Raw genomic sequence first — 13,617 nt, forward strand, 5'->3', positions numbered from 1 at the left:
TCCCTATTTTTGTGGCGCTGTTTTGCGGCTCTATTTCGTGGCCTTGGTTTGTGGCTCTGTTTCGTGGCCTCTATTTAATAAGGCGCGGAAATCGTCCTTACGGTTCCATTCCTTTTCGGCTGAGCACCCCTTGGGGGAGAAGCTTTGGGACCTGTGTGTCTTGCGTAATCTATGGGACCCGTGTGTCCGGCCCCCGGTCCTTCTGAGCTTGAAGCCGAGATAGTGCCCAAGTTACTGACCCGGTTTATGACACTTTCGTGGCGAAATTTGTGCTCAAAGTGTCATAAGCCTAGTCACTTTCTCCGCGGGTGAGAGCACCCGCTAGTCTTGAGGCATGACTGAATCGGCGCGCGAGGAGCGCAAAGCGACTGGGGCCTCTTCTAAAACGAAGAGGCGGCGACGGAATCGTCGTCGTTCTCAACGCGCGTCGGGAGCGAACGCGAAAACGCCACCTCCTGCACCGGCTTCCACCACAACGGACGCAGCCCCAACCGGCGCAGCCACAACCGACACAGCCACGACCAGCGCAACCGCAACCATCCCGACCACAACCGAGACCGCCGCAACAAAGGCCGCTGACGAGCACAAACAGTTCTCGTCGGCGGAGGACGCTCCTTACGCAATCGTGTCCATCCAGACCACGGGCATCCATCCCAAGACGTCTCGACTGGTCAGTCTGGGAGTGTCCACCGCCGACACGCACGGCAACGTCGTGGACACCTGGCATGTCGTCATCGATCCCACCGAAGATCCCGGCCCGACACACCTACACGGCCTCGAGCCCGAGGACTTCGAGGGGGCTCCGAGGTTCGGGGTGATCCAGGCCAAGCTCGCGCACGCGCTCGATGGGCGCACGCTGGTTGCTCATAATGCGCCGCTGGTCTGGGGTTTTATAGTCGCCGAGGCTAAGAGGGCCCGTCGTCAAGCGAATCGTGAGCGCTCCGCGCGGAACAAGCGGGGACGTCGTCGTACGCGTACTCGTGTCGCGCGGATTCCAGCGCCCGCACGGATTGCCGATACGTTGGAAACGGCGCGTCGCCAGGGCAAACGGCTTGACGACGCACGCCTGCGCGCCGTCGCGCGCGCCTACGGCCTCGATGTGCCTTCGCCCGAGGCATCGATTGCTGGCATGTCGGTGCCGGAGCGCGTGCGGACATTGGATGACGTCACCACCACGCTTGCGCTCTTCCGCGCACAGGGCGGGCTCGATGAGGGTACAACCCTGAACATGTACGCGCCCGACCAGCTACGCGAGGATATTGTGGGCCTGCAGCGCTCGGCAGTGCGTGTCGACGCGATGGAGGCCCCGCGGCCCGTGGAGAACCCCGGCCGTTATACGCCGGGACGGAAGCTCGCGACGGGCATGGAGTTCGTCGTGGCGCCAGAGGTGTCGCTGGACCCGGATGAGCTGATCGCGGCAGGTGTGCGAGCTGGGCTCGCGTACTCGGAGAAGGTCACGCGGGAATCGTCGGTGCTGGTGTGTAACCGGCCTGCGGATGTGACGCCGGATCAACTGACGGGCAAGGCCATGCATGCCCACCGGAAGGACATTCCGATTGTTTCCGATGAGGCATTTCTGCGACTGGTTGGAGAGATGGCGCCGGACGCCGTGAAGGATGAGACTAACGACTGACTCGGTTTTGACTGCGCCCGGAATGCTGATGGTTTTATTGCCTGCGAAGTCGAGCAAATACTGGTGATTCTTCGAACACACGAAATTAAGAAGTACGCTTGTATCAGCTACTAAGAGGTGACCGGCCATCGTCTATTGGGTGCTTTCTGAACTATCGGGACCATCGCCGAAGAAAGCGTCCAGTTCCGCGAAGGGATTTGCTTCCGTGTCAGCCACGTCCTGATCCTGTGCATTCACATCATGCATCAATGGCTGTAACTGTGACTGCGAGGCACTTATCTGTTCTTTCACCTCGTCGACACTGCTCATTTCAGCAAAAGCGATGCTCGGAAGGTCGACTATCCCCTGTTCGTAAGCGCGATAGACGTCTTTCACCAACCGCGCCGATGGTTGCGCCAGTGCGGAGACCTTTACCGCACGGTCGTAGTCAGCTTTCCAGCCATACCGGGCAGCCAGAGTGGGGGCTGATACTCCTTTGAGTTCGTCTGATTGTTTTTCGTTAATGAGGTCAGCGTGCCTCATCTGAATAAGTGCCACCCCTGGCGAAATTTGATACTTGCGAACGACATGGGACAACGCAGCAAGGACGTCACCGCCACCGATAAGATCACCGAGTTTTTGGTCCTTTTTCAGTCCATCAGTTGGGCAGAGCACATTACGAGCAAAGGTATCAGCATGAGCTTCCTGATGATCACGCTTGCCGCAGACGTATATTCCAGGCTCAGGGCACTCATCATCTGCAACTATTCTCGACGACTCGAAATCATCGGAAATAAAATGCCCAATTTCATGCGCAACGGTAAACCGCTGACGATAAGGAACGGATGACTGCGCAATTCCAATGACCGTCGCTCTCGTCACAGGGTCACGCAAAGCAAGTGCATCAACATTGGCTGGCAAATCCAGAATCATAAAATCTGCATCAACCAACTGCATAAAGTCAGTGATGTCAGCGATTGGATCATTTCCTAGGCCGTGCTTCTTGCGGAACCCTTTAGCAAGGTCGAGCCCCTCCTTGCTCGCACTGCACATGGGGAGCCCTCCTTAATTTTGAGTTAGCAGCACTCGAAGCTGCAAGTAGGGCAAAAGCATCTTCTGCGCTTCCTTAACACTCGCGTCATCCTGTGAAGTGCGAGCCACCGCCTGCACACGCTGGCTGACCGGGTTTTCCTCCACAAGTTCATCCAGAGGCACACCAAGAGCCCATGAAAGCGCCATCACCTGCTCAAGAGAGTAAGCCGCCTTGCCATTTTCCAGGCGACTAACTGCAGATTGCGACACCACACCATCAGTGGCGTCAGCCAAATCACGTGTGGTCATGCCACGATCTGTGCGCATCTGACGCAAGCGCGCACCGAAGAAGTTGCTTTCTGTGCTAGCCATTCTTCTTCCCCCTTGTCTCCTAGTGGCGAGTATAGGACAACGACTGAATCAGAACAACTCCTTTTTGATTCAGGGCTTGCATGTGTTTCCTCAAATACGCTTTCTCACCTCGACAATCTCTTTCCTTCCTGCCTTTCTTCCGCCGCATGACCTCCTACCTCCCGAAAACCAACATGCTCGCAACATCCTCAACAATCGGGTCTCCAGAATGTCCTAAGAAGACTTCAAACCCGCAACGAGCAAATCTCCATCAGACCTCGCAGGCCTGCTTCTTAGGCCTAGCCCTTTCGTGCGCGTAATATTTACACACATGACAAATGGCACCTCTCCGCAATCGCATTCCGCTGATAGCGCGGATGCCAGCCCGCACGGTACTGCTTCGAGTGGCTCCCGCGACTCGAATAGCTCTCGTGGCCTGCGCGGCACCGGCGCCCGCCTGCGCGCACGGTTCGCCACATCCGCCGCTCACGCCGCCACCTGGGCCTCCCGAAAGTCCGGCCGCGGCGCGGGCGGCATGATCGGTGGCTTGATTGCGCAAAAGATTGACCCGCGCATTCTGGCCTCCCTCGGCAAGGGACGCCCGGCCGCGATCATCACTGGCACCAACGGCAAGTCCACCACCACCCGCATGTTCGCGGCCGCCATGCGCGCCGCCGGTCACAACGTGGCCACCAACGAAGGTGGCGACAACATGGACGCGGGGATTATCTCCGCGCTGCTCGCCACTCCCGATGCGGACAGCCTGGTCCTGGAGGTCGATGAGCTGCACGTCCCACACATCGCAGAGGATCTGAAACCGCAGGTCCTGGTGCTGCTGAACCTTTCCCGCGACCAGCTCGACCGCGTCGGCGAGATCAACAAGATTGAGGCCACACTCCGCGCTGCGGTGGATGCGAACCCGCAGGCGACGGTCATCGCCAACTGCGACGACCCACTCATCGCGTCGGCTGCGTGGGATGCCAAGAAGGTTATTTGGGTCTCCGCGGGCGGCGGCTGGACCAACGATGCCACCTCCTCCCCGCGCACCGGCGGCCCTATCATCCAGGACGGCCACGACTGGTACGCGGTGAAGCCACTCCCGGACGGCTCGGAGTTCAAGCGCCCAGAACCGGACTACCGCATCACTGCGGAGGGAGTCATCACGCCTGCTGGCGACACCCTGCCGATGAACCTCACGCTGCCGGGCAACGCCAACCGCGGCAACGCCACCTTGGCAATCGCGGGCGCTGTCGATATGGGCGCGGACCTGGAGAAATCCCTCCGAGCCACCGAGACCGTCGACAACGTTGCAGGCCGCTACTCCACCATGGTTGTGCGGGATGACAAGGGCGCCGAGAAGCACGTGCGCATGCTGCTGGCCAAGAACCCAGCCGGCTGGCAAGAGGCGCTGTCCATGGTCGACCGCACTGCGGATGCAGTGGTCATCGCGGTCAACGGTCACGTCGCTGACGGCGAGGACCTGTCCTGGCTGTGGGATGTCCGCTTCGAGGACTTCGACGGCATGGACGTGCTATCCGCGGGCGAACGCGGAACTGACCTCGCGGTGCGGTTGCTGTATGCGGGCATCGATGCGAGGTTGGTCGCAAATCCGCTGCAGGCGATCCGGTCGTGTGAGGCGCGGGGATCGTCGTCAAGCGTCACCCGAGTTGAGGTGCTGGCGAACTACACCGCCTTCCGCGATCTGAAGCGCGACATCGAACGAGCACAGGAGGAAAAGTAAATGAGCGAGCTGTCTATCGGCCTGATCCTCCCGGACGTGCTGGGCACCTACGGCGATGATGGAAATGCGCTGGTGCTGCGGCAACGCGCGCGGATGCGTGGGATTGACGCCGAGATCGTCCCGATCAAGCTGGGCGACGCCGTCCCCACCAACCTGGACATTTACACCGTCGGCGGCGGCGAGGACGTCGCGCAGACCATCGCGGTGGAGCACCTGATCAACGACGGCGGCATCAAAAAGGCAGCCGATGCCGGCAAGCAGATCCTCGCGATTTGCGCGGGCTTCCAAATCTTCGGCAATTCTTTCCGCGCGGGCGGACGCGACGTCGCAGGTCTCGGCCTTGTCAACTGCACCACCGATTCGCTGCCCACGCGCGCGATTGGCGAAATCTGCACGCTCGTCGATCCCACGAACGGTTTGCTTGACGACGTCGACGCCGACCCCCTGACTGGCTTCGAAAACCACATGGGTCGCACGACCCTGGGCGCCGATGCGAAGCCACTTGGTCGAGTTGTTCGTGGCGTGGGCAACTCCGGCCCCGAAGTGGAGCAGGCGGACTCCGGGATTGCTCCGGGAGTGGATGTTTCTGCACTCACGCCGGCCGGGGGCGCCGAGGGCGCAGTGCAGGGCTCGATTATCTGCACCTACCTGCACGGACCTGTGTTGGCCCGCAATCCGCAGCTGGCCGACCTGATGCTGGCCCGCGCGACCGACCAGGACCTGTCGAGCTTGGCTCCTCTGGACCTTGAGGTTGTGGATAAGCTGCGCGAAGAGCGCATTCTGTCCAAGCCGCGTCCGAAGAGCGAGCGCTAGTTTCTACGGTTCTACGCACGTGGCGGGCTGAGTGCGTGGCGCCCGGCGTGAGAGCCTAGACCTTCAGCCGGCCCGTCAGCGCGCGGGACAAGGTGAGTTCATCGACGAACTCCAAGTCACCACCGAGTGGCATGCCGGAGGCCAACCGAGTGACCTCAAGATCCGGGAAGTCCCGGAGCAGCCGGGCCAAATAGGTGGCGGTTGCTTCGCCCTCGGTGTTGGGGTCAGTCGCGATGATGACCTCGTGGATCTCGGGGGGGTGGGTCTCGTCGACGTCGTCAAGCACGCCTGCGATGCGTTGCAGCAGCGTGCGGATATTGAGCTCGTTCGGACCGATGCCGCCGAGCGGATCGAGCGCCCCGCCGAGCACGTGGTAGCGACCGTTGTACTCCCCCGTGCGCTCGATGGCCTGGATATCGCGCGCCTCTTCAACGACGCATACCAGACCACGGTCGCGGCGTGTGTCCGAGCAGTACTGGCACACGTCGCTTTCTGAGATGTTGCCGCAGACCCGGCAGAATTGCACACCCTCGCGCACCCGACCAAGCGCGGATTGGAGTCGACCGATGTCCTCCGGCTCCGCCTTCATCAAGTAGAAAGCGATACGCTGAGCTGACTTCGGGCCGATGCCCGGCAGGCGCGAGAACTCATCAATGAGATCTTGGAGTGGTCCTTCGAACAATGATAATTACCTACAATTACTGGTCTGAAAAGCTAATTTAGAAACCGAGGCCACCGAGACCGTCGAAGCCCTGAGACAGTGGGCCCATCTTCTGCTCCGCCAGCGACTGCACCTTAGCGGTAGCGTCCTGGAAAGCAGCGAGGACCAGGTCCTGCAGCCCGTCGACATCCTCCGGGTCTACGACCTTCGGGTCAATGGCGATGTCCGTGACCTCGCCCGAGCCCTGCATTGTCACCTTGACCAGACCGCCACCGGCCTCACCGACGATGGTGGAGGCGACGATCTCCTGCTGTGCTGCCTGCAGCTGCGCCTGCATCTGCTGTGCCTGCTGCAGAATTGCGTTCATATCTGGCTGAGTCATAACTAAAGTTCCTAACTATTGTGCTTTTTACGTGCTGATTTGTAGTTACGCGCACGCTTAAAGGCTCATCGCCCTTGCTTTACGACGCGCATCGCCGCCCCATTCTAACGGCTCTAGCGGTCTTCTAGCGGTTTGGCTCCCAGCTCCTTTTCCAGCATCTCCATGACCACGTCCTTTAACGAACGATGATCGAGCGACCCGACCTCGTTCGCGGCCTCGAAATACTCGGAGGTGTCCTCTTCGTAGTTGTTGTCCTGCGGGTTTTGGGAAACCGGGTTGTAGGTGGTGTTGGCGTTGGACGGGGTGTGCAAACCGTAGCCCCCTGCGCCCTCTGTACCCTCTGGCGGAGCGAACTCCTCCATGGGCTCTGGTGGCAGCGGGATGCCGCCGAAGCCCGAGTCCTGATTGGCCTGTGCCTGGGCGTTTGCCTGGGCGTTGGCCTGCGCCGCGCGCAGGAATGACTGCGGCTGCGGCTGGTTTGGCTGCTGTTGCGGCTGTTGCTGTTGTTGGGCCGGGATCGGGTTCGGCTGAGTCGGTTGGCTTGGCTGAGCTGGCTGATGTGGCTGGCTTTGCTGATGAGGTTGCGCTGGCTGGCCGTGACCTGCCTGGTGCCCCATCGCAGCACGCTTGGCAGCCTCGATTTTTGCGCGGCGCTCAGCAACAGATGCGTAGGCCGACGACCGCTGAGGACGCGGTGTTGGCTCTGGCTGCGTCTGCGGTTCCGGTTGCGTCGGCTTCTCGGGCTCGGGTGCTTTCGGCTGTGCCGATGCTGCGGGTGTCGGTGCAGGGGCGGTGTCGTTCGGCGAGGACGAACCTCTTGACGACGAATCATCCTCCCCAGCAACACCACCAGTAGCTGTTGAACGCGGTGCGCGCGGGCGCGTACCGACGACACAGTGCACCTGACCGTTGAAGCCCGTCACCTGCTTCACGGCAGCGGACAGTGCCTGTGCGTAATCCGGTGTGTTTAGCCTGGTAGTGAGCGCTCCTGTGCTGTGCCCGATGATGAGCCTGTCATTTTCGACATCGAGTGGCACTGCCTGTTCAGCCAGCACGCGAATGGGGAACGCGTGCGGGCCGTCAACAGCTGCGAGAATCTCCTGCCAGCGCTCGCGGATTTGCTCAATACCGGCGGGTGCAGGTTCGGGCTCCGGCTGTGGTGTTGGTTCCGGTTGCGGTGCTGGCTCTGGTGCTGGCTGAACCTGCGGTGCCGGCTGCGATTCTGGTGACTGAGTAGTCTGCGTTGGCTGTTCAGGCTGCTCGGGCTGGACGGCCTGAGTTGGCCGTGCCGACTCGGCTGATTGCTCGGATTGGGCTGGCTGTTCAGACTGTGCGGCCTGAGTCGGCTGGGTTGGCTGTTCAGAGTGTGTTGGCGAGGAAGAGACAACTGGCTCTTCCTCGCCAATCGACATCGAGCCGCCTTCACCCTCACGCTCACGAGTCTGCTGCTCACGCTCCTGCGCAAGCTGCGCCCGAGTCTGCTGCTCGCTAATCCGGGCATGCTCCGCCATCTTCCGACGGAACTCACGAATCTTCTCTGCCTGAGCTTCTTCCTCGGACAACGGCTGCTCAGCCGATTCAGGCTGCTGCGGTTGTTCGGTCTGCTGAGACTGCTCAACTGATTCGGCCGGCGTAGCCTGCGTAGGCTGTTCAGGCTGTTCAGACTGCTCAGCGGGCGCAGTAGGTGCTTCTGGTGCAGGCTTCGGCTCAGTTACCGACTCCTGTGACACCGCTGCCGCTGGTACCGATTGCTGCTCAGCGGGTTCCGACTGAACCTTAGGCTGCGGTTCCGGCTGAGGCTGAGGTTGCGACGGTGCCTGCGCTGGCGCTGCCTGCCCAGCACGACTGCCCTGGGCCTGCGCACCCTTCTTACGCTGGGCATTCCGCTGCCGCCACGCCTCCCGAGCCGACTGGCCAGACTGCCCCGGCTGGGCAGCCTGCATCGGCGACGCTTCAGCCGCACCCGCATCGGACGACACCGGTGCCGCTGCGGGGGTTGCAGCCCCCGAGCCGTCGACAAGCGCGGGCCTGCCGTGCTCCAACGCCTCTACGCGCTGCAGCAGCGACTCCACCGAATCTTCGGTGGCGGGCAGAAGCATGCGCGCACAGAGAACCTCGAGCAGCAAACGCGGCGACGTCACGCCGCGGAAGTGACGCAGACCATCAGAGAGCACCTGCGTGAAACGCGTCAGGGTAGCCGGGGGAATTGTCCCGGCCTGCTCCAGGACACCGTCGATCTGGCTCTCCGGAATCTCCACCAAGCCCTGCTCCAGCGCATTCGGCACTGCGGACAGCACCAGCAAATCACGCACGCGGCCAAGCAGATCCGAGGCGAACCGAGCCGGATCCTGACCCGACATAATCACACGCCCGACCACGCTAAACATGGCCGCGCGATCGCCCGCCGCCAGCGCCTCAATCGCATCCGTGATGATCACGCTGTCAGTGACACCGAGAATGGCCGCAGACGTTTCATAATCCACGCCATCGGTGCCGGAACCGGCAATGAGCTGATCCATAACCGATAGCGAGTCACGCGGCGAACCGCCACCGGCCTGGATGACCAGCGGATACACGTCCGACTCCACCTGCACACCCTCGGCCGTGACCACACGCTCAAGCAACCCGCGCATATCCGGCGGAGTCAACAACCGGAACGGGTAGTGATGCGTACGCGAACGAATAGTCGGCAGCACACGCTCCGGCTCCGTGGTCGCAAAAATGAAGATGAGGTGCTCCGGCGGCTCCTCCACAATCTTCAAAAGCGCATTGAAACCCGAAGCGGTAATCATATGCGCCTCGTCAATAATGAAGATGCGATAGCGCGACTCCGCCGGCTGGAAGATAGCCTTTTCCCGCAGCTCACGCATATCTTCCACACCATTGTGGGAAGCCGCGTCCAGCTCAATAACGTCCAAATTGCCCGGACCGCCCGGCGCTAGCGCACGACACGACGCACACTGGCCACACGGTGTGGCCGTCGGCCCCTCCGCACAGTTCAAACTGCGCGCCATAATGCGCGCCGACGAGGTCTTGCCACAGCCACGCGGCCCGGAGAACAAATACGCATGGTTAATGCGGTTGGGACGCCCCTGCGCATCCCGAGATTCCAACGCCGCCGACAGCGGGTCAGTTACGTGCCGCTGCCCCACCACTTCGGCGAACGATGCCGGACGATACTTCCTATACAGAGCCACGTGCTCAGCCTACCTTCCACCCCGGATCGGCTAGTTCGAACCCTCCTGGGAAACAACCGACTCACGGCACCAATCCCGCAGGTCAGCATCTACTTCGGCCAACTTCTGCATCAGCGCCTGCGGACCCTGCTGCTCATAAAACTCCATCTCCGCATCCGTAATTGGCACCAGTTGCGTCATCGTGGTCATGCGTCCCTGCGGCGACTCCACATCGCCCTCATGCAGGCTGATCTTGCCCGGCATCTCGGACACATTCGGCACCCCGTCGCTCCACACGTACGGCACCGTGCACAGCACGTGCGCCACGGTAAAGGCAGTGCTTGACGACGACTCCCCCACCTCGGCAACCCGATCGGACACCAGCCGCACCGCATTCGGGATGACACGGCCCGGAATTGGCGAGAGAAACTCCGGCTCTTCCTCCACCAGCGCTCCCGCGGCCGCGACCATGGTGGCCACGGGAAAATCAGCGTAAGCGACGGCGAAGAGCTCCACACGGATATCCGTCTGTGCAGCGCCAGTCAGACCACAGTAGTTGCGGCCCAACTCCACCGTGGCGGCTGCCGTTTCCGGATGACGCTCGTTCGCTTGGCCGTCCGGCTCGTCGTAAAGCGAGAATTCAGCGACCCGAAGCGGAGCCGAATCGTGCGCCTGCCCGTGCCGACCACTGGCCGGCAGCTCCGTCACATACTCGCCGACCTGGGGTTCTCCGGGGAAAAGCCCAGAGATCCAAAACTTCGTCTCTTCGAAGTTCATACAGTCCTATCCCGACCCACTCGGTCTACTTGGCCTACGCAGTCGCCTTCTCAGCGGCGGCGAGCAGCACACAGGTAGCGACGCCGTCCATAGCGACCTCCAGTTCTTCCATCGGAGGCAGCGACGGTGCCAAGCGAATGTTGCGGTCATTCGGATCCTGCTTCAGCGGGAAGGAAGAACCAGAACCGGTCAGCGCAATACCGGCCTCCTTAGCCAGTTCCACCACGCGACGAGCGGTGCCATCAACCACGTCGAGGTTGATGAAGTAACCGCCGGTTGGCTTCGACCACTCTGCCACGCCGTACTCCGTCAGGCGCTCATCCAGAATCTGCAGCACCTTCTCAAACTTCGGAGCCAGCGAACCTGCATGACGGCGCATCTGCTCACGCACACCCTCCGCGTCACCGAAGAACTTGGCGTGAGCCAGCTGGTTGACCTTGTTCGGGCCAATGCCGCGGATACCAGCGTGCTTGAGGTAATCCTCCAAGTTGGCGTCCGAGGAAGCGTAGAAAGCAACGCCAGCACCAGCAAAGGTAATCTTCGAGGTCGAGCCGAAAGCCCACACGCGGTTCGGATTACCGGCCTCTTCCGCCCACTTAATGACGTTGTGAATCTCCGGGAACTCATCCGTCAGCGTGTGAACCATGTAGGCGTTATCCCACATCAGACGGAAATCCGGAGCAGCGGTTTCCATTTCAACCAGACGGCGGCAGACCTCAGCGCTGTAGGTCACGCCCGTCGGGTTCGAGAACATCGGGACATTCCACATGCCCTTAATCTGCGGGTCAGAGGCAACCAGCTTCTCCACGACATCCATATCCGGACCGTCTTCGTTCAACGGCACCTGGATCATCTCAATGCCGAAGTGCTGCGTAATGGAAAAGTGACGGTCATACCCCGGAACTGGGCACAGCCACTTCAGCACCGGCTCCTCGTTCCACGGGCGCTCCGAGTCGACGTTGCCGAACTGCATGGCCCAGGAAATCAGGTCAAACTGGATGTTCAGGCTGGAAGCATCCTGCGCCAGGACGTTTTCCACCGGCAGATCCATCAGTTCCGCCCAGATAGCGCGAATATCAGTAATGCCCTTGGCGTTGCCGTAATTGCGGACGTCCTCCCCAGAAGCCGAAATGTAATCCGGCGCCGGGAGACCCAGCAGGGCGTTTGCGAAATCAAGCTGCTCCGACGATGGCTTGCCACGAGTCAAATTCAACGCGAGGTTACGGGACTTCAGTTCCTCATATGCCTTCGCAAACTCATCCTTGTGTGCCGCCAACTGCTGAACATCAAAGGAATCCACGGCCATGGTGTACGCACCCTCCCAGGTATCGGACATAAGTTAAAACCTGACAAACCTGGCACGGAAAACCTTTCCCCGCGCCGCATCCGGCTTTGCAACTAAGTGTAAGGCATACCCCGGATTGGGATTTCTACAACTTCCCCGACAGAGCATCCAGACGCTGCTTACTCGGCCCCTCCAAGCCGATAATTTCCACCTCTTTGCCCCGGTCAGCAAACTTGACCCGCACCGAATCCAATGCCGCCACCGTGGAAGCATCCCAAATTTCGGCCTCCGACATGTCGATCACAATCCGCTGCGCAGGGTCGGTGTAGTCGAACTGGTACACCAGGTCGTTACTGGAGGCGAAGAACAGCTGACCCCGCACCTTGTACGTCCGGGAGTGGGCGCTGGGGTCGTCGTCAAGCACTTCGATCCTGACCAGGTGAGCGACACGGCGCGCGAACATCAGCGACGCCACGACCACGCCCGAAATCACGCCAATGGCGAGATTATCCGTCGCCAGCGTGGCGATGACCGTCACCAGCATCACCACCGTCTCCGAACGCGGCATCAAACGCAACGTCCGCGGGGAAATCGAGCGCCAATCGATCGTGTCCACCGACACCACAACCATCACCGCAACCAGCGCCGCCATCGGAATCACACCGACTGCAGAACTGAGCAAAAGGACCAGAATGAGCAGGAAGACGCCGGAAAAGAGCGTCGTCAAGCGAGTGCGTCCCGAAGATTCCTTCACACCCACCATCGTTTGACCAATCATCGCGCAGCCAGCGATACCGCCGAAGAAACCGCCCGCAATGTTCGCGACGCCGAGCCCCCACGTCTCGCGGGTCTTGTCCGAATGCGTATCCGTGATGTCGTCCACGAGCTTCGCCGTCATCAACGATTCCATGATGCCGACAATCGCCACGCCCACTGAATACGGCGCAATCAGCTGCAAAGTCTCCCAGGTCAGGGGCACATTCGGGATCAGCAACTGCGGGAGGGATTCCGGGAGCTCGCCCATGTCGCTCACGTTCGGCACGCGCCAATCCGCCACCACCGCAACAAGCGTGACGACGAGCACAGTTACCAGCGGAGCCGGAATCGCGGTGAACACGCGGGGAAGAAACACCATAATCGCAATACCTAGGGCGACCAGCGGATACACCAACCACGGCACATCGATGAGATGTTCCAGCTGCGCAGTGAAAATGAGGATGCCCAGCGCGTTGACAAAGCCAATCATGACCGCGCGGGGAATGAAACGCTGCAGCTTAGCGATACCCAGCGCCGCAAAGGCAATCTGCAACACGCCCGCGAGCAACACCGTCGGGATTAGGTAATCCATCCCGTACGTCCGCGACAACGGCGCGACGACGAGCGCAACCGAACCAGCGGCAGCGGTAATCATGGCCGGGCGACCACCCGTGAAGGCAATCACGATGGCCAGAATCACCGAGCTAAACAGCCCCACCGCCGGGTCCACGCCCGCCAGGATGGAAAACGAAATGACCTCAGGGATCAGCGCGAACGACACCGCTGCGCCAGCCAGCAGCTCGGTGCGCAGGCGCTTCGGCGAGGAAACAGCGAACCGGAAGGAGTACCACACGCCCATCGGGGCTGGGGTTTCTCGGGCCTGTGGCTGTTGTGGTTCTGGAGTTTCTAGCGGTTCTCGTGTTGCCTGTGGTGGCACTCGCATGTCGTCGGCATCGCTCATGCACAGTATTCTTCCAGACCAGCGAACGCGAAACGCGACCACTTGTGGCCAAGGTATTCACCTATCGATG

The 13,617-nt window shown here is 60.9% G+C and carries 11 protein-coding genes; 3 read left to right on the forward strand and 8 right to left on the reverse strand.

Annotated features, from left to right (window positions below; translation table 11 throughout):
- The first annotated feature begins 334 nt into the window (after window positions 1-334).
- Window positions 335-1,633 (forward strand): exonuclease domain-containing protein, encoded by a 1,299-nt coding sequence (locus HMPREF2708_RS04050; protein WP_083321866.1) that lies wholly within the window; start codon window positions 335-337, stop codon window positions 1,631-1,633.
- A gap of 132 nt (window positions 1,634-1,765) precedes the next feature.
- On the opposite strand, the gene HMPREF2708_RS04055 is transcribed toward HMPREF2708_RS04050, so the two are convergent.
- Both HMPREF2708_RS04055 and HMPREF2708_RS04060 read right to left on the reverse strand, forming a co-directional pair.
- Window positions 1,766-2,665, reverse strand: coding sequence for an ImmA/IrrE family metallo-endopeptidase (locus tag HMPREF2708_RS04055; RefSeq protein WP_070832651.1), 900 nt, complete (start codon window positions 2,663-2,665; stop codon window positions 1,766-1,768).
- A 12-nt stretch (window positions 2,666-2,677) separates the two neighbouring features.
- The gene (locus HMPREF2708_RS04060; RefSeq protein WP_070832654.1) at window positions 2,678-3,016 is read right to left on the reverse strand and encodes a helix-turn-helix domain-containing protein; all 339 of its coding nucleotides are present in this window, start codon (window positions 3,014-3,016) and stop codon (window positions 2,678-2,680) included.
- Between the two features lie 310 nt (window positions 3,017-3,326).
- On the opposite strand from HMPREF2708_RS04060, the gene HMPREF2708_RS04065 reads away from it, so the two are divergent.
- Window positions 3,327-4,736, forward strand: a complete 1,410-nt coding sequence (locus HMPREF2708_RS04065) for a MurT ligase domain-containing protein (protein ID WP_246840327.1) — start codon at window positions 3,327-3,329, stop codon at window positions 4,734-4,736.
- Entirely contained in the window at window positions 4,737-5,549 is an 813-nt protein-coding gene (locus tag HMPREF2708_RS04070; RefSeq protein WP_070832656.1) for a type 1 glutamine amidotransferase, read from the forward strand.
- A gap of 55 nt (window positions 5,550-5,604) precedes the next feature.
- On the opposite strand, the gene recR is transcribed toward HMPREF2708_RS04070, so the two are convergent.
- From recR to HMPREF2708_RS04100, 6 genes are all read right to left on the reverse strand, one after another.
- Entirely contained in the window at window positions 5,605-6,231 is a 627-nt protein-coding gene (gene recR, locus HMPREF2708_RS04075; protein ID WP_070832659.1) for a recombination mediator RecR, read from the reverse strand.
- A 37-nt stretch (window positions 6,232-6,268) separates the two neighbouring features.
- Window positions 6,269-6,592: a YbaB/EbfC family nucleoid-associated protein gene (locus HMPREF2708_RS04080; RefSeq protein ID WP_005511884.1), complete on the reverse strand. Its 324-nt coding sequence runs from the start codon at window positions 6,590-6,592 to the stop codon at window positions 6,269-6,271.
- 113 nt (window positions 6,593-6,705) lie between these two features.
- The gene (locus HMPREF2708_RS04085; RefSeq protein WP_070832662.1) at window positions 6,706-9,789 is read right to left on the reverse strand and encodes a DNA polymerase III subunit gamma and tau; all 3,084 of its coding nucleotides are present in this window, start codon (window positions 9,787-9,789) and stop codon (window positions 6,706-6,708) included.
- 30 nt (window positions 9,790-9,819) lie between these two features.
- Window positions 9,820-10,545, reverse strand: a complete 726-nt coding sequence (locus HMPREF2708_RS04090; protein WP_070832665.1) for a suppressor of fused domain protein — start codon at window positions 10,543-10,545, stop codon at window positions 9,820-9,822.
- 34 nt (window positions 10,546-10,579) lie between these two features.
- On the reverse strand, window positions 10,580-11,851 hold the full coding sequence (locus tag HMPREF2708_RS04095; protein WP_210400317.1) for an aspartate aminotransferase type Ic: 1,272 nt from the start codon (window positions 11,849-11,851) through the stop codon (window positions 10,580-10,582).
- A 124-nt stretch (window positions 11,852-11,975) separates the two neighbouring features.
- A complete protein-coding gene (locus tag HMPREF2708_RS04100) occupies window positions 11,976-13,445 on the reverse strand; it encodes a SulP family inorganic anion transporter (protein ID WP_070832670.1) in 1,470 nt (489 codons plus the stop codon).
- Between the last annotated feature and the right edge of the window lie 172 nt (window positions 13,446-13,617).

The sequence above is a fragment of the Corynebacterium sp. HMSC073H12 genome (assembly GCF_001837775.1).
GTDB classification, from domain to species: Bacteria; Actinomycetota; Actinomycetes; order Mycobacteriales; family Mycobacteriaceae; genus Corynebacterium; species Corynebacterium amycolatum.

Coding starts and splice junctions, on each gene's coding strand:
- HMPREF2708_RS04090 (WP_070832665.1), bottom strand. CDS start 10,545: ATGAACTTCGAAGAGACGAAGTTTTGGATCTCTGGGCTTTTCCCCGGA.
- HMPREF2708_RS04065 (WP_246840327.1), top strand. CDS start 3,327: ATGACAAATGGCACCTCTCCGCAATCGCATTCCGCTGATAGCGCGGAT.
- HMPREF2708_RS04095 (WP_210400317.1), bottom strand. CDS start 11,851: ATGGCCGTGGATTCCTTTGATGTTCAGCAGTTGGCGGCACACAAGGAT.
- HMPREF2708_RS04070 (WP_070832656.1), top strand. CDS start 4,737: ATGAGCGAGCTGTCTATCGGCCTGATCCTCCCGGACGTGCTGGGCACC.
- HMPREF2708_RS04060 (WP_070832654.1), bottom strand. CDS start 3,016: ATGGCTAGCACAGAAAGCAACTTCTTCGGTGCGCGCTTGCGTCAGATG.
- HMPREF2708_RS04100 (WP_070832670.1), bottom strand. CDS start 13,445: ATGGGCGTGTGGTACTCCTTCCGGTTCGCTGTTTCCTCGCCGAAGCGC.
- HMPREF2708_RS04050 (WP_083321866.1), top strand. CDS start 335: ATGACTGAATCGGCGCGCGAGGAGCGCAAAGCGACTGGGGCCTCTTCT.
- HMPREF2708_RS04080 (WP_005511884.1), bottom strand. CDS start 6,592: ATGACTCAGCCAGATATGAACGCAATTCTGCAGCAGGCACAGCAGATG.
- HMPREF2708_RS04055 (WP_070832651.1), bottom strand. CDS start 2,665: ATGTGCAGTGCGAGCAAGGAGGGGCTCGACCTTGCTAAAGGGTTCCGC.